18 protein-coding genes are annotated in these 19,903 nt (G+C 43.5%); 9 read left to right on the top strand and 9 right to left on the bottom strand.

What is annotated here, in order from left to right:
- The first annotated feature begins 4 nt into the window (after positions 1 to 4).
- From lsa66 to EHO59_RS05495, 3 genes are read left to right on the top strand one after another with little or no spacing between them, the layout of a single operon-like run.
- On the top strand, positions 5 to 1,777 hold the full coding sequence (gene lsa66 / locus EHO59_RS05505; RefSeq protein WP_135585534.1) for a fibronectin-binding adhesin Lsa66: 1,773 nt from the start codon (positions 5 to 7) through the stop codon (positions 1,775 to 1,777).
- Positions 1,778 to 1,779: 2 nt separating this feature from the next.
- A complete protein-coding gene (locus EHO59_RS05500; protein ID WP_135585532.1) occupies positions 1,780 to 2,529 on the top strand; it encodes an NRDE family protein in 750 nt (249 codons plus the stop codon).
- Positions 2,530 to 2,536: 7 nt separating this feature from the next.
- A complete protein-coding gene (locus EHO59_RS05495) occupies positions 2,537 to 2,920 on the top strand; it encodes a PilZ domain-containing protein (RefSeq protein WP_135585531.1) in 384 nt (127 codons plus the stop codon).
- 19 nt (positions 2,921 to 2,939) lie between these two features.
- Here EHO59_RS05495 and EHO59_RS05490 read toward each other — a convergent pair whose 3' ends face one another.
- Both EHO59_RS05490 and cueR read right to left on the bottom strand, forming a co-directional pair.
- A complete protein-coding gene (locus EHO59_RS05490; protein ID WP_135585529.1) occupies positions 2,940 to 4,073 on the bottom strand; it encodes a hypothetical protein in 1,134 nt (377 codons plus the stop codon).
- A 142-nt stretch (positions 4,074 to 4,215) separates the two neighbouring features.
- Positions 4,216 to 4,614, bottom strand: a complete 399-nt coding sequence (cueR, locus tag EHO59_RS05485) for a Cu(I)-responsive transcriptional regulator (protein ID WP_135585527.1) — start codon at positions 4,612 to 4,614, stop codon at positions 4,216 to 4,218.
- Positions 4,615 to 4,746: 132 nt separating this feature from the next.
- On the opposite strand from cueR, the gene EHO59_RS05480 reads away from it, so the two are divergent.
- From EHO59_RS05480 to EHO59_RS05455, 6 genes are all read left to right on the top strand, one after another.
- The gene (locus tag EHO59_RS05480) at positions 4,747 to 7,041 is read left to right on the top strand and encodes a heavy metal translocating P-type ATPase (RefSeq protein ID WP_425460207.1); all 2,295 of its coding nucleotides are present in this window, start codon (positions 4,747 to 4,749) and stop codon (positions 7,039 to 7,041) included.
- Between the two features lie 76 nt (positions 7,042 to 7,117).
- Positions 7,118 to 7,960 (top strand): adhesin OmpL37 family surface protein, encoded by an 843-nt coding sequence (locus EHO59_RS05475; protein ID WP_135585523.1) that lies wholly within the window; start codon positions 7,118 to 7,120, stop codon positions 7,958 to 7,960.
- A 75-nt stretch (positions 7,961 to 8,035) separates the two neighbouring features.
- Positions 8,036 to 10,015, top strand: coding sequence for a DUF4178 domain-containing protein (locus EHO59_RS05470; RefSeq protein ID WP_135585521.1), 1,980 nt, complete (start codon positions 8,036 to 8,038; stop codon positions 10,013 to 10,015).
- Positions 10,016 to 10,027: 12 nt separating this feature from the next.
- Positions 10,028 to 10,225 (top strand): hypothetical protein, encoded by a 198-nt coding sequence (locus EHO59_RS05465; protein ID WP_135585519.1) that lies wholly within the window; start codon positions 10,028 to 10,030, stop codon positions 10,223 to 10,225.
- Between the two features lies 1 nt (position 10,226).
- Positions 10,227 to 11,726: a polyamine aminopropyltransferase gene (locus EHO59_RS05460; RefSeq protein ID WP_135585517.1), complete on the top strand. Its 1,500-nt coding sequence runs from the start codon at positions 10,227 to 10,229 to the stop codon at positions 11,724 to 11,726.
- A gap of 147 nt (positions 11,727 to 11,873) precedes the next feature.
- Positions 11,874 to 12,251 carry a hypothetical protein gene (locus EHO59_RS05455; protein ID WP_135585515.1) on the top strand — a complete coding sequence of 126 codons (378 nt, stop codon included), beginning with the start codon at positions 11,874 to 11,876 and terminating at the stop codon, positions 12,249 to 12,251.
- On the opposite strand, the gene EHO59_RS05450 is transcribed toward EHO59_RS05455, so the two are convergent.
- The 7 genes from EHO59_RS05450 to EHO59_RS05420 form a co-directional block, all read right to left on the bottom strand.
- Positions 12,226 to 14,250, bottom strand: a complete 2,025-nt coding sequence (locus EHO59_RS05450) for a 7TM diverse intracellular signaling domain-containing protein (protein ID WP_135585513.1) — start codon at positions 14,248 to 14,250, stop codon at positions 12,226 to 12,228. The genes EHO59_RS05455 and EHO59_RS05450 overlap by 26 nt on opposite strands.
- A gap of 11 nt (positions 14,251 to 14,261) precedes the next feature.
- Positions 14,262 to 14,741 carry an EVE domain-containing protein gene (locus EHO59_RS05445; RefSeq protein WP_135585511.1) on the bottom strand — a complete coding sequence of 160 codons (480 nt, stop codon included), beginning with the start codon at positions 14,739 to 14,741 and terminating at the stop codon, positions 14,262 to 14,264.
- Positions 14,738 to 16,714, bottom strand: a complete 1,977-nt coding sequence (ftsH, locus tag EHO59_RS05440; protein WP_135585508.1) for an ATP-dependent zinc metalloprotease FtsH — start codon at positions 16,712 to 16,714, stop codon at positions 14,738 to 14,740. Before ftsH ends, EHO59_RS05445 begins: the two co-directional genes overlap by 4 nt.
- A 241-nt stretch (positions 16,715 to 16,955) precedes the next feature.
- Positions 16,956 to 17,519, bottom strand: a complete 564-nt coding sequence (gene pth, locus EHO59_RS05435) for an aminoacyl-tRNA hydrolase (protein ID WP_135585506.1) — start codon at positions 17,517 to 17,519, stop codon at positions 16,956 to 16,958.
- A 39-nt stretch (positions 17,520 to 17,558) separates the two neighbouring features.
- Positions 17,559 to 18,182: a 50S ribosomal protein L25/general stress protein Ctc gene (locus tag EHO59_RS05430; RefSeq protein ID WP_135585504.1), complete on the bottom strand. Its 624-nt coding sequence runs from the start codon at positions 18,180 to 18,182 to the stop codon at positions 17,559 to 17,561.
- A gap of 18 nt (positions 18,183 to 18,200) precedes the next feature.
- Positions 18,201 to 19,139, bottom strand: coding sequence for a ribose-phosphate diphosphokinase (locus EHO59_RS05425; protein ID WP_135585502.1), 939 nt, complete (start codon positions 19,137 to 19,139; stop codon positions 18,201 to 18,203).
- A complete protein-coding gene (locus tag EHO59_RS05420) occupies positions 19,136 to 19,894 on the bottom strand; it encodes a sugar phosphate nucleotidyltransferase (protein WP_135585500.1) in 759 nt (252 codons plus the stop codon). Before EHO59_RS05420 ends, EHO59_RS05425 begins: the two co-directional genes overlap by 4 nt.
- Between the last annotated feature and the right edge of the window lie 9 nt (positions 19,895 to 19,903).

The following is a 19,903-nucleotide window of genomic DNA, read 5'->3' as shown; positions in this document are numbered from 1 at the left end:
GAGCATGCTCGGAAAACTTTTGCCGTATTCCTTAGTTCTTGGGATTTTTCTCTCTCATTCTATTTCGGCAAATTCACTGATCACAACCGAATCCGGGACCTTCTCTCCGAACTGGGACGGCAACTCGGACTTCATGAAATTCAAGATCCAAACTTCTTCCTTGCCCAAGTTGCAGGATTGGGAGCTCACCATCCGTAGCGCTTCCGGAGATGCTGTTCGTAAATTCGAAGCAGGCAAACTCAGAAAGAAAGGATTCACTCTTTTTTCAGATGAGAATGAATTCGCTCCCGAAGATATTTATCTACCTTCTTCATTAGAATGGAATGGAGAGAATGAAACGGGAGATCTTGCAGGAGACGGATATTATACATACCAGTTACTTCTTCTTACTGCGAATAAAGAAAAGATACTTTCTGAAGAAGCGACCTTTTACTTGGATGCGAGAGCTCCCAAGGTAGAAGCGAATTGTAAGACAAAACTTCTTCTCGTAGATGATAGAAACCTAGCCAAGATCTTTATCCAACAGAAAGCCTCCGGAGAATCCACGGATATGTTCGTGGGAGAATTCTTAGATTCGGAAGGAAGATCCATCAAGTCCTATTCTTGGAGAACGAAAGACCTTCCTTTTCAACTTGTATGGGATGGAACGGATTCGAATGGAAGAATGGTTTCTCCGGGATTGTATTCTTATCGTTTGACCGGAAGGGATTCGGCTGGAAACGAATCTTCTGACAAAGTAGAAAACCTTTCCGTAAGGAACGAATCTTCTGGAATCGATTTAAATACTGATGGAGAACTTTTTCCGTCCGATCCTTCAAACTCTCTGAATCATATTAAATTTTCTGCATTTATTTCCTCTAAACTCAAATCGGATTCCTATGAATGGGAAATCTTTAAGAATAAACCGGAAGATGAGAATTTAGTGTACTCCCAAAAAGGATTGGGAGAGCCTTCTGCAGAATGGGTTTGGGAACCTAAGAATAAGGAAGCAAAAAGTTTAGATGCCGGGATCTATTACTATCGATTAACAGTATTTAGTCGATATGATAAATACATAAGCCTTCCCAAAAAATTCGTATTATCCAACGAATCTCCTAAATTCTCTTACGATGTATTTCCGAACGGACTTACACCAGACGGAGATTGGCAAAAAGATATACTAGAGATCCATTTAAGATCCAAAAGCCTTCCTTTATCCTCCTGGAAGATCAGTATTTTGGAATCCTTCGGAGATGAAGAGAGCAGAGAAGAAAGAACCGTCCGTTCCTGGTCTGGCCAAGGCAATGGACCTGAAAAATTGATCTGGTATGGACTAGATGACCAAGGCAGAAGAATAGGCTCTCTTGCTCCGATCCGAGTCATTCTCTCCTACAAAGATATTTTTGGCGGAGAAGGAGACGTAACCTTAGGCAGTGTTCAAACGGATATACTGATAGTTAAGGAAAAAGAAGGATTTAGATTCTCGATCCCAAATCGAATTTACGAGGATAGATGGTGGACCCTTCCTTCTCGAGTAAAATCCGTATTGGCAAAGTTCCCTGGTTACAAGGTCGAATTGCAGTACCATACTTCTCACAGAGGAGACGACGAATATAATCTTAGATTCTCCGAAGAGAAGGCTAGAAAGATCTTCCAGTCCCTGTTCGGAAAGGATTATGAGTTTGGTCGTTACAGATTCAGAGGATACGGAGAAACCCTTCCCCTTATTCCTGGAAATGGATCGTACGAAGTGGATCGAAATGAAAGAGTCGATTTCTTCCTTAGCGTAGGAAAATAATCATGTGTACTGCTTTTATCTATAGAGATCCGAGCCGAAGAATTTTTGGAGTTGGATTCAACCGAGACGAATCCGTTAAGAGAGAACCGGCTCTTTTCCCCCGCCTCATAGAATCTCCAAACAATAGTAAGGCGATTGCTCCGATAGATGCGGAAGCGGGAGGGACTTGGATCGGGATTTCTCAAAATGCAGAAATTACCTGCCTGGTAAATTACTACGAAGCCACTCTCAAACTTCTTCGCAATCCTGTTAGCCGAGGATTACTCGTTCGTTCCGTCCTGTTGGGAGAAAGAACTCCTGAGTCTTACACCGCCCAAGAGTTAGAGAAATACTATCCGTTTAAATTATTTCAAGTGAACGAAGAAACGACCAAGATCTTTATCTGGGATGGAAAAACCTACGAGATCCAAGAAGATAAGGAGAACTTCACTGTGTTTGGAAGTTCCTTCACGCAAGGTCCAAAGGCTCAAGTCTCTCGAAGAGAAATATTCGACTCTCATTTCCGTCCTAAGGAAATGCCGGACTCTCATGGATTCGTCCACATGGCCAAAGAATTCCTGATCTCTCATTTGCCGGAACAAGGAGCATTGTCGGCTTGCATGCATAGAAGAGACGCTCACTCCGTTTCAAGGACGGTGATCTCTGTGGACAAAGGCTCCGTTTATTTTTCCTATAAGAACTGCCAGCCTTGCGAAGAAGGGCCAGAAGAAGATTACAATTTCACTTTGACTGAATTTCGAACTTCTGCATGATTGCCTTATGGCGGGCACCAATTCCCTTTTCGACGATAAATACGAATACCGGGATCCTTCTCAGCAGAAAAGGAAGAATGCTCGCGTCAAAATCACCATCGACGGTGATTTCGTAGTCAAGGGCAAGACCCAAAGATTCCCAGTGTTCATCGTAGACATAGGCACCGGAGGAGCGGGATTAGAAACCAGAACCTCCGTCTTCGAAGGTGATAGGATCCTTCTCTACGGAAATATAAACGGAAAGAACATGGAATTAGAATCCGAAGTCATCCGTGTCTCCGGCAAAAAAGCGAATGTGATCTTCATCAGCCTTTCTGACGAAGATAAAGATCTCATCCAAGATCTGATCCATAAGAAGTTCTTCGACAAAGACAAGAAACCTCTCGGTTAAGGCAAGAATTGCCCTTATACTAAGGTGCCGTTACTGTAAACGGGATCTGCGTACAACTTTGTTCCTCACCTGGTACACCGGATTCTCTTGGCACATAGTCAGCCAGACAAGATGTAACCGCATAATTTCCTTCCGGAAGAGAAGAAACACTTACACTCAATTGGCCTGTAGAAAAATTGAGCTGGCTTGCCACTTCTTCGAATTGATTATTCGCTAATTCTCGCAAGAGTACCCAATTATAAAGACGTAAAGACTCTCCTTCCGGATCCGTACTTGCGGACGCATCAAATTGTATAGCCTGAGTGCTATTCGGAGAATTCGGAACAATATTAAGATTTATGGAAGGAGCACCGTTTCCATTGATCCGTGCGTCGAAAATAGGAGTTAGATAACTATTGGTCGCCTCATCGGTAAAACGTAACGGATTCTCAAACCCATCTAAAGCATGTACTTGCAAAGCATAATGACCTGGAATATCCGGAACAAAATTTTGAACAGCAGCTCCAGTGCTCGGAGCAGGAGCAGTCGATCCATCAGGCGCAGCCAGTACACTCCATTTAAAACTCATAATATCATTTTCGGGATCTGTACTCCCGCTCATGTCCAATGACACTGGAGCACCTAAAAATACCGGATTAGAAATATTTGCGATGACTGCATGCGGAGCTTGGTTCATCGCTCCTTGCACAATGATAAATCCGCGAGCCACACAACTATGTCCTCCATTCTTCTCGGTACAAAGTTTTATATAATGAACTCCGGGAAAGTAGGGAGAAAAAGAATAACATTCATCTGCTGTCTGAAATCCTTTCACATATCTCTCAAACGAGACACCTGGATAAGAATCACCTGCAAGGAAATCCCAAACAGGAAGTGTTAAATTCGGGCGGGTAGATCGATCCAAAATAATGGATTGGCCCAACTGCAAAACCTGTATATTAGATTCGGGGGGCAAGGGATCAGTAAATAACTTTAAAGTGGTTCCCGTACAAGAACTAGGTGCGATCGCATTCTCTATATTATTCTCGATTCCCAAAATAGCGAATAAGGAAGAGGAATCGTTTGATTGTCCTGAACAAGATAAAATCGATAACAGGACTCCTAATAAGATATTCGTTCTAATTAAGATTCTTAAAGAAGAAAAGAACAACATTGATTCGAAATATATCCTCATGCACTTTCATAAACAGTTTTCCAATGTCTTCTTTTCTAATTCACAAAAAAATAATATGTAAGTTAGTTGGATCAACAAACGTTAACCGACTTAGTTTAGCTTATAAATTAAAATTCAATCCTTATCGTTGGCCCGCTCCTTCCAGCTCTTCTAATATAGGGCATTCGGGTCTATGATCCCCATGACAATGTTTTACTAAATGCAATAGAGTGTTTCTCATCACTTGTAATTCTGAGATCTTCATTTCTAATTCTTTGACATGAGAAGATGCCAAAGACTTCACTTGCGCACTTGCTCTAGATCGATTTCTCCAAAGGCCTACGAGCTGCTTGATTTCAGGTAAGGAAAACCCTAGATTTCTTGCTCTCTTGATGAACTTGAGAGTGTGAGCGTCGTTCTCAGAATATATTCTGTATCCGGAATCGCTTCTTCCCACCTTAGGGATCAAACCGATAGATTCGTAATGCCTAACTAATTTTGCATTCACTCCGGATAATTTAGAGATCTCTCCTATATTCATGTTTTTATAACCTTCTAACTATTGGAATGTTATAAAATATTCTCTTGTTTTTGATAAAAGTCTAATATTTTTTAGGATTAGGCGCTTGACCTTCCTATTATTGGAAGGTTTAGAATGAGAATATAAAAGGAGATGAAAATGATCATAGATACAAATAAAAATCAGGAAACAACTCCCTCCGAAAAAGCTTCCGAGATTACATTGGATCTCTTTGGCATGACATGCGCCAATTGTGCGAGAAGGATCGAGACAGGCCTAGGCAAGGTCCCCGGTGTTGAAGAAGCCCGAGTGAATTTTGCCAGAGAGACTGCATTTGTACGATTCGAATCGGATCTGGATCCTAAGGAGCTTCTCTCCAAAGTAGAATCCTTGGGTTATACAGCCTCAAAACATTCTCAAACTTCTTCCAAGCAGTCTGATAACCTTCATGAAGAAGAGAGGAAAAAACTTAAGTTCAGATTTTTTGCATCCTTGTTTTTCTCCTTGCCTCTACTCTATACGATGGTCTCGCACTTCGAATTTCTCCAATTCTTACCAAATTCAAAATTTCTAATGCATCCTTGGATTCAGTTCCTGTTAGCAACCCCCGTGCAGTTTTGGATCGGATTCCCTTTCTATAAAAGCGCCTTTCGCGCATTGAAAAACGGGGCTGCAAACATGGACGTGCTTGTTGCATTAGGAACGAGCGCCGCTTACGGATACAGTCTTGCGATGAGTATTCTTTTCGGGACTCGAAACGAAGACCCCTTCTTCTCATCTGCTTGGGAACATTCTTCTCATATCGCCTTACCTCCGTTATACTACGAAACCTCGGCCGTGCTACTTAGTTTTCTACTTCTTGGAAAATGGATGGAATCCTTAGCAAAAGGAAAGAGCTCTTCTGCAATCCAAGCCTTGCTTTCATTAAAACCAGAAACTGCTTGGGTAAAGAAACAAGACACTTGGACAGAACTTCCCTCTGAGTTCGTTAGAAAAGAAGATGTATTGCAAATCAAACCGGGAGAAAAGATCCCAGTCGATGGAATCGTAACAGAAGGATTCAGCTCCGTCAATGAGTCCATGCTAACAGGTGAAAGCATGCCAGTTGATAAGAGAGAAGGAAATCCTGTTTTAGGCGGAACAGTAAACGGCAACGGAGTACTGATGATTCGTGCAACTTCAGTAGGATCCGATACTGTATTATCTTCCATCATCAAAACGGTAGAAGACGCACAAGCATCTAGGGCACCTATACAAAAGATCGCTGACAAAATCTCTTCTTTCTTTGTTCCCGCAGTGATCGGGATCTCCATCTTAAATTTCTTGTTATGGTTTATATTCTTAGAACCAGGAATCTTAGGATCAGCTCTGGAGAAATCAATTGCCATTCTTGTGATTGCTTGTCCTTGTGCTTTAGGTCTTGCTACACCTATTTCTATATTGGTCGGAGCAGGAAGAGCGGCAAGTCATGGCATATTGTTCAGAAATGCGGAAGCATTGGAATCTTCTTCCAATCTGGATGTGATTGCATTTGATAAGACAGGAACAATTACGGAAGGAAATCCGTTTGTTACCGATTATCAAGTATTAGGAGAAGAATCAGACGCACTCATTGCGGCAGCTTCTGTAGAAGCCTCTTCTAGTCATCCGTTAGCCAAGGCAATCGTTCGGTTCGTAAAGGAGAAGGGTTACTCTCTGCAACCTGTTCAGGATCTAAATACGGAACCTGGCTTAGGAGTGATTGCAAAAGTAAACGGTTCTAGCTTAAGGATCGGCAAAGAAGAATATCTTTCCTCAAACGAAGTCCTACCGAAGGAACTGGTCTATCTTTCCTCTTCTTGGAAAGAAATGGGAAGAAGCATCGTATGGGCCAAATTAGAAAAGGAAAATCCTAGTTGGATCATCTTTGCTATCGAAGATAAGATCAAAGAAAACGCCAAATCTTCTCTTTCCATACTCAAAGATCTTGGACTTAAAACCATCCTTCTGACCGGAGATAACACGTTAGTCGCCAGATCAGTATCTTCTCAAGTGGGAATCGATTTGTATAATTCTTCTCTTCTTCCTAAAGACAAGGCGGATATTATTTCCAATCTACAATCCCAAGGTATGAAAGTGGGAATGGTGGGTGACGGACTAAACGATTCACCTGCGCTTGCCAAAGCAGACGTAGGTTTCGGAATGGGAACTGGAACCGACGTAGCTATGGAAACTTCAGGAGTAATTCTGATTAAAGGAGATCTGGAAAAAATTGCGGACTCCATTCGGATCGCAAAGGCTACGACTCGGAATATTCGCCAAAATTTCTTCTGGGCTCTTGCGTATAATACGATTGGAATTCCGATCGCGGCAGCAGGATTTCTAGCTCCTTGGATTGCAGGAGCAATGATGGCCTTTAGCTCGGTATCCGTCGTCTTAAATGCACTTCGTCTGAAGAAGCCGACATAAGAACCAAAAAAGTCTAGTTAATTTTATCTTATAATGGGGTTCAATTTGGACCCCTAAGATTTCCGAAAATCCTTATATGAGGGGATCAATAAAGATCTATTTATATGCCGCAATTCTGTCGGTCTTCTTTGTTTCTCCGAGTGGGATTATTCGAGCAGACCTGGACAGTAATAGAGCCACTGCTCTCATCCGTGTAGAAAGAGGCTTAAAGCAAAACGAATTTCATCTCAAGGCGATCAATAGCACGATCTCAAATTATGGGACCGAAGAGGACAAAGCACTCTATCGCAGATGTCTTCAACATCATATCGAGACCTTCACATTATATCTTCAATTCGATCTAGGCCATTCTTACGATGAGATGAGACAAACCCAAAGGCTGCTGGTAATCCTGTATTCTAACATCGTTGAATCTTCTGGCATGGTGGTTCGAAGAGAATTGGACTTTCTTGCAAAGTATGCGCTTAGGACGCAGGATGCAGAAGCAAGACATCATCTAGAGATGGGTTACCGAGAATACGGGGCCTCCAACCAGAAAAAGATCATCGCCTTAAACAGTCGTCCCTATCTACCTGGGATCAAGACCCAGTATCTTTATGAATCTCTGAAATTGCTCAAGCAATCCAGAGAGTACGTCACTCTTCTTTCTTTAAAATTCCTCTCCGATTTCGAACCGGATCTGCAAAGCTCGGAGTTCGAAGAGATTTATAATGAGATCAATAGGGCGATGTTCTCCAAATCCGATCATTATGCTAAGATACATTTCGATAATCATTTCAATATCTATAACGCGGAGAATCTGTACGAGTCCACCTGGCAGAATCCGGGTTTACAGGAATTGGAAAAGGCTCTAGGAGATATAGATCCCGCGTCCGATCGTGCGAGAAGATTGGCGAAACGCTCCATGACTGCTCAATAGATTTTAGGAAATTTCTTTATCAGCGAGCAAAAGCAGGATTGACAGAGTAAGGGAACGAAGATATCCCCTTTCTTTGTGCCGGAACTAAGTTGCCCCAACTGCGGAGCCCCCGTCCCTATAGAGAACAAAGCGTCTGTGTACGCCGTCTGTTCGAGTTGCAAAACCCTATCCGTAAAGAAAGACGTTGCTTTAGAGAAGATCGGCCTTGCCGGAGAACTCTCCGACGATCATTCCATCGTTCAGATCGGAACCGAGGGTGATTATAAAGGAAGGCATTTCAGAGTTTTAGGTCGGATCCAATTAAGATTCGAATTGGGATTTTGGAACGAGTGGCATGTGGCAGAAGGAGACGGATCCTCTGCTTGGCTAGGCGAGGCCCAAGGCAGTTATTATTATACAAAGATAGAAACCGGAGTTGACCATGAAAAACTCCCTCTACTTGAGACCGAGGATTCTGGGGAGATTCGAGTTTATAGCACAACCTCGGAAGGAAACCGAAAAGAAAGGATCAGACCAGGCGATACCTTCACCTTAGATAAAGACTGGACCCTAAAAGAAGTCATGACCGCCACCTGCGTAGGTGGAGAAGGAGAACTTCCTCTTAGCTTCGAGACTGGATATACTGCTCCTCTTCTCGATCTTGCAAATGAGGACGGCTTGTTCGGTACTTTGGATTATTCGGATAGTCCTGCCTTATTTTTTTCCGGTACGTTTGCAACTTTAGAAGAATTACATTTAACGAATATACGACAAGAAGAAGTCGCCTATAACCAAACTCCCATTCCTGCAAAGTCTCTACAGTGTTTGGGTTGCGGGGCTTCACTCAATCAGTTGAGCCCCGGCTTCTCCAAATCGATCGCCTGCGAATATTGCGGAACAGTGATGGACGCAGAGAATGAGGAGCTAAAGATCATATCCAAGTTCGAGGATATTTCCAAAAAGGATGTCAAGCTTCCACTTGGGACCAAGATAAAACTTCCTAAATTGCCCGAATCACAAGTTATTGGTGTATTAAAAAAATCTACTGAAGTAGACGGAGATACCTATACTTGGACGGATTATTTGCTCAGATACCAAGGTGGTTACTCTTGGTTGAACGAGAATGCGGACAATTGGACTTACTTCGAACCGCTGCCCGGAGTTCCTAAATGGGCAGCAGGATTAAAACGAGTTTTCGATAAAAAGGCATACAAATGGTTTAGCTCCTCCGATTCTAAAACGGATCTTGCCTTAGGAGAATTTTATTGGAAGGTAAGCGCGGGAGAAAAAGCGGAGATTGAGGATTATATCGCTCCTCCGAATATGATATCTTCCGAAAAGACAAGCCAAGAGATCTTCTGGTCCAAGGGCACGTTCATTCCTTTCGATGTGATGAGAAAATCACTTCCTTTGGATGTGGCTTCTACATTACAAAAACCGGAAGTAGTAGGAGTCTGCGAGCCGAATCCGTTCAAGATCCGTTTCAAACGTAACTTCTGGGTAGCACTCGCCCTAACCGCTCTCTTTCTGATCGTTCAGATTCATGGTTGCGTTAAAGCCAAAAACCAAACAGTATTCAAGGGATCTTTTAACTATACCCAAACCTCTGCTCAGAACACGGATATAGGAACCCCAAGCTTTAGAGATAATTCTTTTGTGACTGACGTATTCGAGATTCCTGGAGATCCTTCCGAGAATGTGGAGATCCAGATCGAAGCTCCGAATCTGGACAATCGATATTTGTATTTTTCTACCGCGTTGATCAACGCGGACACAGACACCGCATACGATATAGGAATGGAAACCAGCTATTATCACGGTGTGGACGATGGAGAATCCTGGTCAGAAGGCTCCAAATCCGATTCAAAAGCGTTAGCCGAAATTCCTCCAGGCAAATATTATCTCAGACTGGAAAGTCAGTCGGATTACCTTCCTGGAACCGGATCCGAATATAAGGTTACTGTGCTCAGGGATGTAATGAGTTCTGCTCCATTCTTCCTATTTTCGATCCTTTTATGGCTTCCATTGATCTACACATATTTCAGAAGTTATCTATTCGAGTCCAGGCGGGAATAAAGAGGCATTCAGATGAATTTTTTAAAAGCGTTAGTTTATCCGATCTTTGCTGCAAGCATGGGCTTCGGTTTCTTTGCAAATTACAGACTCGGAGGAGCTTCGGACGAATTCGAAGAGATCAATCAGGTCCCAAAAACCGTAAGGCAGAATCCAGGGATCTATCGCTCTCATTACGCCTGGTTCACTCGGAATTTTCCGGGAGGAAAATAAACTGCAGAGAGCCTTACTCGTTTCCGTCCTAATTCTTTCTTCTTGTGGTTTAGTGTATGAGTTGCTCGCGGGGACCGTTGCGAGTTACTTATTAGGAGAAACTGTCACACAGTTCTCGCTCGTGATCGGTGTTTATCTATTCTCGATGGGAATAGGAAGCTGGCTTTCCCGTTATCTGTTGGAAGATCTTATCGCCAAATTCCTGGATGTGGAACTTGCCTTAGGATTATTGGGCGGCTTTAGCGCGGCCATTTTATTTTTAAGCTTCGGTCAGACCAGGATCTTCCAAATCCCGTTATTCACACTTGTGGTCGCGGTAGGAACTTTAGTGGGAATGGAGATCCCTCTTTTACTCCGTATCCTAAAGAACAAATTAGGATTTCGTGATATGGTTTCCAAGGTGTTAAGCTTGGATTATGCAGGAGCTTTACTGGCATCTCTCGCTTTTCCTATTTTCTTCGCGCCTAAGTTGGGGATGGTACGGACTTCTCTATTTTTTGGGCTCTTAAATGCAGGAACCGCCCTTTGGGGAACCTTCGTTTTGCCTATAACGGATAGACAGAAAAATCTATTAAGAGCGAAATCTGCCTTGGTGCTAACCTTATTAGGCTTAGGCTTTGCATTCTCCGAAATGATCACATTCTATAGCGAGGAAAATCTTTTTTCGGATGAGATCATTTATTCCAAGCAGACAAATTTTCAAAAGATCGTAGTCACCAAATATAAGAGTGAACTGCGCTTATTCTTGAATGGGCATCTACAGTTCAGTTCAAGAGACGAATATAGATATCATGAAACTCTAGTGCATCCTGCCCTTCTTTCTCATCCGAACCCGAAACGGATCCTTGTTTTGGGCGGAGGTGATGGTCTGGCAGTAAGGGAGATACTAAAACATCCAGGTGTAGAGAGCATTACTCTCGTGGATTTGGATCCGGAAATGACTCGCATCTTCTCCGAACAACCTATTCTAAGCCAGATCAACGGATCTAGTTTAAAGAATCCTAAAGTAAAAGTACAGAATGCGGATGCATTCCTTTGGCTGGATGAGTCGGATTCTGTATTCGACGTGGTACTCATAGATTTTCCCGATCCGAGCAATTTCTCGATCGGAAAATTGTACAGCACCGCCTTTTACAGAAGTTTGAAGAGAAGATTAAACCGTTTCTCCATCGTAGAGATACAGTCCACTTCCCCACTATTTGCCAGAATGTCCTTCTGGTGTGTGGAAGCGACATTAAGAGAGGCAGGTTTCTCCACCAAGGCATTGCATGTATACGTGCCTTCCTTTGGAGAATGGGGATTTGTTATGGGAGGATTGGAAAAGCTTCCTGCCTATCGCAAGAACTTACCAGATGGATTAAAGTTTTTGAATGAAATGGAACTGAAGTCCTTATCCGATTTTCCAGAAGACATGTCCAAGGTTCCGGTGGAACCGAATCGTTTGGACAATCAAAGTCTAGTCCGATACTACGACCAAGAATGGAACCGCCTCTTGGATTAATTTTTCAAACTTACCATTCAAGATAAGTTCCACAAAAATCCGATCTATATTACTTTTCCTTTCAGAACGTATCTCAGAAAAATCAGAGAAAGAACTTTTCATAGGTTCAAACTGACGAAGAATTGGGAAAAAAGAGGTCTTTAAAAAATGAACCGTGCCTTAGGATACATTCTAGCAAGTCTCATTCTGCTTACTAGCTTCGGAGTTTCTTTTGCGCAAACTGCAACTACCGAAACCACTCTCCACGATTTTATGGAAGATTATACCAAGCCTGCTTCTAAAAAAGCCAAGAAAGGTGATAAAGCCGCCTTAGAAAGGATCCTAAAAGAAGTTCCAAACTATGCTTTGGACGATCAAAAGGCAAAATGGAAAGAGATTACCGACGCGGCCCTAGCAAGCGGAGACCTCGAATCCTCCTGCAAAAACTGTCATAAAGAGTATAAGAAAGAATACAAGAAGAGCTACAGAAAACGCCCGATCCAAGTATCGAACGAACTGATTAGTTTTTTGAAAGCTTCGAAGTAACTTCCAATTTTCCCCTATCATCGGGAACCGGAAGATAATCCAAGATGAGTAACGTTATATCATCTTCAAAATGTTTTCGGTTTCCGGTAAATGCTCTCACGGTAGAGAATAAGGTCTCTGCCAATTCCCCGCCCGAGATCGCCATATGATCACCGAGTAATTTATAGAATCTTTGAAAACCGAAGATCTCTCCCGAAGGACTTCTGGCCTCGGTGATCCCGTCCGTATAAATGATCAGCCTATCCCCAGGTTTCATTTCAAAATTCACTACAGAGTTCTTTAGATTCGGATCCATGCCCATGATCCAACCGGGCAAATAAACTTCCTTGGTCTCTCCAGAACTTCTGGAGACTGCAACGATCGGAGGATGCCCCGCATTCGAATAGGCCACATTTCCGGTTTCCACATCCACCAAGAGATAGGCAGCAGTGATGAAATGTTTTCCGTATTTCCCGCTTAAAGAACGGTTGATGCTACGTAGAACCTCTGCCGGATCCTCATTCTTTCTGGACTCGATCGAAAACGCCAACTTCACCATGGAAGAAATGATCGCTGCAGGAACCCCATGACCCGAAACGTCGGATAGAAAAATTCCTAGTTTGCCGCTCTCCAAATATTGGAAATCGTAGAAGTCTCCACCGACGGAACTTGCAAATTCGCTCCTGACAGAGAGCTTTAAATTTTTAACTTCCGGAACCCGATCCGGAAGAATGGACTCCTGCAGTTCCCGAGCAATCTTCAATTCTTGTTCGATTTCGGTTAACTTTAGAAGGTTGTCGTAATTCTCCAACCTCGCCTGAAGAGAATCCTTCTCTAAGGTTTTGATCCTATCAGCAAGCGCAAAAGAAAGAAGAGTCATCTCCACTAAGGAACCGAATTGAGCAGACCAATGAGTCACGTACGTGTCAGGAATCCAGGATAGATTCCTAAGAGAAGTGATTAGAACAGAGATGATCAAAACCGACCAGGCTAAAAGAAAATATCTAGCAGGGCGATAGCCCTTCCTCAATCTAAGAGCCGCCGCATATACGACCAAGACAGCAGCCAGGAAAGGATACCAAGACACTGCCCGTATCATGATCCCGTAAATTCCCATGAAGAGAGACGCAAAGAAACCTAAGAACGCAAAGGCAGATAATATTAGAAAAGCTGAATTCTTCCAGCCGGTCTCCCTTTCCATATGAAGAAAGGATCTGGTGAACAAAAGAGAAAATGCCACTGACAAGAATGCAAATCCGGTCAGATAATCATTCCAAGAAGTTGCGCTCGTTTGCACCAAATATTGGGATCCGATCCCGGTTACTGAAAGTTGCCAGAGAGCGTAGAATAACAGATAAAAAACGTAAAAGAAATAACTGGAATCCTTCACTACGAAAGCGAGAAAGATATTATAAACCAGCATGATCCCGATCGCACCGAAGAATACTCCCAAGAGAAGATTCTCCATCTGGATATGCGCAGCAAACTCCTTGGGCGCCCAGGCCTGAAAATTAAAGACAACAGATCTTCTGCTAGAAGCGGAGACTAGAAATTCTTCCTCCCGATTCGGAGGAGTCTCTATCAAAAAAGCCTGTTGGATATAAGACATTCTGAGATCTCTAGAAAGCTCGGCCCAAACGATACCTTCGGCCTTGTACGTTTTCTTGTACACAGTGAGATTCTCCATTCCCGGATTGTTCAAAACGAAATACCAAGAAATAGTTCCCTCTTTGGGAGGAGACTGGACTTTAAATCGCACAAAGAATTCGTTATCTGTAAAGCTAAGAGAAAGACTGTCTTTGGGAATACGCTCCCAGGTTCCTTCCTGCAGATCTCCCAGAGTTTTCTTCTCTCCAGGCAATGCAGTACGGAGCAACATATACTTGTTCAGAGGAACTCCGAACATACTTCCAGTAATCGGAAATACAGGAGGAACTTCCTCCGAGAACAATGAGCCTAGAGGAAGGGCCAGTACCAGAAGAATGGATATTGAATTCCGAATTTTCCGGAAAGAATTCACCAAAAATCTCCCTAACCGGGAAGTATCTTGGCCCCGGTTAATTCGCAGATATATTTGAAATGTTTTTCACTCACCGGTTGGATTGAAAGACGACCACCGGGTTGCAAAAGCACCATTCCTTCTAGTTGCCCGTGGGATCTTAATTCTTCTAGTGAAATTGGGCGAGAAAATTTTTCCTTAAATTTCACATCTACCATGAACCAGGTCGGTTTTTCAGGCTTACTCTTAGGATCGAAATACTTATGTTTCTTATCGAAGGCGAAATGGTCCGGATAACCTTCCTTGGCGACTACTGCAATCCCTGCCAAATGGGGAGGTTTACAGCTACTATGGTAGAATAAAATGAGGTCATTTTTCTTGACCTCATCTCTTAAGTAATTTCTTGCCTGATAATTCCGAACCCCTTCCCAGGGAGCCGTCTTCCCCGGGGCGGATTTCAAAGTATCAATGGAAAAAACATCGGGCTCTGTTTTAAAAAGCCAATATTTCATTCTACTCCAGTAGAATAAGCGGGTTTGCCAGGCATTTCTCCGCCTTTTTCTTTCTTAGTAGATCTCTCAGTCTTTTTCTTAGGTTCCTCGTTCGCAGGATGAACGATCGCCATCAATTCGTCGTGAGAAACGGTTTCCTTAGCAAGAAGCGCTTTTGCCAGATTCTCGAACTTTGCAGAGTTCTTACGGACCAGTTCTCTTCCTTTATTCAAGCAAGTCAGAACGATATCTCTGATCTCTTTGTCGATCATTGCAGCAAATTCTTCGCTATAAGCCTTATTGCTTTGGCCCATGTCTCTTCCGAGGAATGGACTCTCATGGCCGCTTCCGTAATTGATCGTTCCGAGTTTTTCGGACATTCCCCAATCACAAACCATTCTTCTCGCGATATTGGTGGCTTGCTGGATATCATTGCTGGATCCGGTAGAAGTCATCTTGAACTTATATTCTTCTGCGATGAATCCTCCCATACAGACCACGATTTGATCCAACCAGTATGCCTTAGTATGAATATGCTTGTCTTCTGTAGGAAGAGATTGAGTCAGACCTAACGCTCTTCCTCTAGGAATGATGGTCACCTTATGCACAGGCTCGGTATAAGCGAGTAAGGTTCCAAGAATAGCGTGACCTGCTTCGTGAAATGCGATGACCTCTTTTTCCTTTTCGGAAATGAAGAAGGATCTACGCTCCGGCCCCATCATGACCTTGTCACGTGCCTCTTCCAATTCTTCTTGAGTGACTCGTTTCTTATTCTTACGAGCCGCAAGTAAAGCTGCCTCATTGATCAGGTTGGAAAGATCAGCACCGGTAAATCCAGGGGTTCCTCTCGCAATTGAGTTCAAAGAAATATCGCTAGTTAAAGGAACTTTTCTGGAGTGAACTTTCAGGATCTGCTCTCTTCCGTTCAGGTCAGGAAGATCTACGATAACTTGTCGGTCAAAACGTCCCGGTCTGAGAAGAGCTGGATCCAAAACGTCTGCGCGGTTTGTCGCAGCCATTACGATCACGCCTTCGTTCTTCTCGAATCCGTCCATCTCAACGAGCATTTGGTTCAGTGTCTGCTCTCTCTCGTCATGACCCCCGCCCCATCCGGCGCCTCTCAGTCTACCTACTGCGTCGATCTCGTCGATGAAGATGATACAAGGAGAATTCTTCTTACCTTGTTCGAATAAGTCACGAACACGAGAAGCTCCCACACCCACGAACATTTCTACGAAGTCGGAGCCGGAGATACTGAAGAATGGAACTCCTGCCTCTCCCGCAACTGCTCTTGCAAGAAGGGTCTTACCTGTTCCTGGAGGACCTACTAATAAAACTCCTGTTGGGATCCGAGCTCCCATTGCTTGGAATTTCTTAGGATCTTTTAAGAATTCGATGATCTCTACGAGCTCGGTCTTAGCTTCTTCGCAGCCTGCAACGTCTGCAAAGCTGACCTTGACCTTAGGATCCACAGTCATCTTGGCTTTGGACTTACCGAAAGAGAAAGCCTTATTGCCGGTAGACTGGACCTGACGCATAATGAAAAAGTAAAATATGAAAATACCGATTACACCTACGAGAAGGAAGGAACTCAGCATTCCGAATCCGTGTCCGTTCTCAACGGAAACTACTTCGAAATCTATATTCGTTCTTCTTAATGAAGAAAGGAAGTCCTTGTCGATAGGAGCCACTTTGGTCTCGAAACGAACAGGGATCTTGATCTCTCCCTCGAAAGGCTCGTAGCAACCTTTGATCAGGTCTCCTTCCATCACTAGCTTATCGCAGCCAGGAAACTTGGAGTCTTTTATCTTGATCAATTTGCCTTTAGGTTTGGAAGCCCCATCCGGCTCCAACATACTCATGAACTGGGAGAACGGAATGACTTCCGGATTTCTTCCCCAAATATCCTTTATTTGAGTGGAAAAGAACGATACGCCTAAGATCACCAAAATGAAAAGGATCAGTAATCTCAGACCTTTATTATTGTTATTCATATATTACTCCCAAACTCCGCATCTCTTTCGGAGCCGCTTTCTTCCCATATCTTAGACTCGGAAGGTAATCAAAACTTTCCGCGCCCACCGGAATCGATATAGCTTTGGAAACCGATTTTGGTAAAAAAGTTCCCCATATTCAGAGTCCCTTTTTTTCCCGAAAAGTAAAGGAGTTTTCGTTCAGGGAAGGAATTCAAAAGAATAAGCCGCAGACCGAACGGTCGCGGCATTCGACGCTGGTTTAAAGTCTGTATTTTTCGATCACATCTTCGATATCACCAAGACTGATTGAACGAATTGCAGCCTCGGCGTCGTTGATGATCTGAATCAGACTTAGGTTTTCCAAAGGTTGGAAATCCTCTTTTAAGAAACTATCCAAGTTAGATCCGTCGAAATGATCGTTACCGATTCCGATCCTAATACGGACGAAATTCGGAGAACGCAAGGACTGAACAACGGATTTAACTCCCGGATTCTCGTTTCCATTTGCTCCCTTATCCACTACGATTTTTCCCAAGGGCAAGGTCCAATCTTCGTGAATTACAAGAATATCCTGAACCTGAATTTTCAGGAAGGAAGCAATGTACAATACGGACTCTCCGGAGAGGTCACTGAAAGTTTGAGGTTTGAGTAATACAACCTCTTCGCCTTCGAAGTCTCCTCTTCCGATCAGAGATTTCTTCTTCTTCGTTTTGATCTCTACGTTAATGTTATTTGCAATAACGTCTAGAATCTTGAAGCCGATATTAGATCGGTTATTATTGTATTTGTCTCCGGGATTACCCAGTCCGACAATTAGCTTCATACAATACCGTATCCCAAGTTAGATCACTATAAGGAGAAATTATTTCCCCTTTTTACCGCCCTTTTTATCGCCAGCAGCTTCTTTAGCGTCCGCTCTCTCTTGAGCAAGTAGAGCTTTCGTTTTCAGAACTGCAGCCACGATCGGATCCCCGTTCACCATAATTTCCCAGCTTGCTGGAACTTTTAGGTTACTAACTTTGATGAAGTCGCCTACATCTAGATCACTCACGTCAAGGACCAAGCTCTCGATCAGATCCTCAGGAACTGTCTTCACTCGGATCTCATGGATCAAATGATCAAACTGACCTCCGGCCTTGGAACCTTTTGCGATCCCTTCAGTACGAATACCGATCTTGGTGATGATCTTCTTGCCGGTCTCTACTTTATAAAAATCAACGTGACGGATTCTGTCGATCTCAGGGAATCTTTGGATTTCTTTTACGAAAGCCTTTTGGACTCCAGCGCCTTCGACATCTAGGTCGATCAGAGTGGACTGACGAATTCCAGAATGGACGATTTTCTCCAATTCCTTCTCGTTCACGGAACCGGAAGCAGCAATACCGCCACCGATAATATTAATTGGGACTTGCCCGGACGCGCGCAGACGATTGTTTACGTTCTTGCCGGTTTCGGTCCTTTTCTTAACAGCAATTTTGTAACTCATGGTTTTTACCCTTGTATCCTATATAAATAGATCACTGACCGATTGATTGGTCGATATTCTCTGAATCGCAGCGGCAAATAAAGGCGCTACGGAAAGAGTCTTTAATTTAGAGATTCTCTTGGATTCCGGAATCTCTATCGTATTCGATAATACAACTTCTACAAATGGAGTCGCGTTCAAACGATCTACTGCCTCTCCGGAAAGAACTCCGTGAGTAGCAGCGCAATACACAGACTTAGCTCCGTTCTTAAGAAGAGCATCCGCTGCCTTGCAGATGGTTCCTGCAGTGTCGATCATATCATCCAGAAGAATGCAATTCTTACCTTCGATCTCACCGATCACATTCATGACCTCTGAGACATTCGCCTTAGGTCTTCTCTTATCAATGATAGCTAACGTAGCATTTACCTTCTTGCCGAAGGATCTTGCTCTTTCTGCTCCGCCTGAATCAGGAGAAACGATGACTAGATCATCGAACTTTTTGCTGAGGATATACTCCACAAGCACTGGACTAAAATGAAGATTGTCCACAGGCACTTTAAAGAAGCCTTGGATCTGATCCGCATGAAGATCCATTACGATGACCCTTGCAGGCCCCAAAACTTCTACCAAGTCGGCAACCACTCTCGCAGAAATAGGAACTCTAGGTTCCGCCTTTCTATCCTGGCGTCCGTATCCATAATAAGGCATCACTACAGAAATGCTTTTAGCAGAAGCTCTTCTGAGAGCGTCCATGATCAAAAGCAATTCCATCAGATTATCGTTCGCAGGAGCAGAAGTAGATTGGATTAGGAAAACATCCCTTCCTCTCACATTCTCCTCTATCTTAACTGCGATCTCTCCATCGGAGAATTTTCGAAGGTTGATCTTGCCGGGCTCGATCCCGAGCTCTTGGCAGATCTCATTTGCAACAGTGCGATTCGAAGATCCGGAAAAAACGGCGATATTGCTGCTCATTTTGCCGCGACCTCGCTCTTTAGGATTGCAGTTAGATTTTCCAAATCCGTAGGAGAATTCACTCCCTGACTTTCGCCGCTATTTTTGAGAACCACTGCGCCCAATTTCTTTCCTTCTTTTTTATATAACTCTACTAGATCAGGAAGATAATATTCTCCCTGCGCGTTGCTATTTCCAATCTTCTTGAGAGACTCAAATAGACCCTCGGAACTGAACACATAGGTCCCGGTATTGATCTCATCTATCTTCTTCTGTTCTGGACTCGCATCCTTTTCTTCTACGATTGCAATCACTTCGCCTTCTGCGTTACGTACGATACGTCCGTAACCGGTCGGATTTTCGACCTTTGCAGAAAGCAAGGTAGCAGAGAAGCCGTTTTGGATATGAGTGGATACTAAGGATTGGAAGGTTTCTCCCGTGATCATGGGAACATCTCCGCAAGCCACAAGAATTGGTCCTTTATGGTCTTGGACCAGGGATTCGGAACATAAAACTGCGTGAGCTGTACCAAGCTGCTCATTTTGCTCGGCGAAACGAACTCCGGGAATATCGGAGCATAGAGCTTGGACTTCTTCTTTTTTGTAGCCTACAACTACGACTATATTACCGACCCCTCCTTGTTGGAGATGATCGATTACATGATTCAAGAGAGGCTTTCCATTTAAGGAAACAGCCACCTTGGGGAGCTCCGTCTTCATGCGGGTTCCCTTTCCCGCAGCTAATACTACGGCAACTGCTTCCTTTTTGGCGTCCATTCAGTAATC

This window comes from Leptospira semungkisensis (assembly GCF_004770055.1).
GTDB lineage: Bacteria > Spirochaetota > Leptospiria > Leptospirales > Leptospiraceae > Leptospira_B > Leptospira_B semungkisensis.
This window is presented reverse-complemented; position numbering and strand designations above follow the sequence as displayed.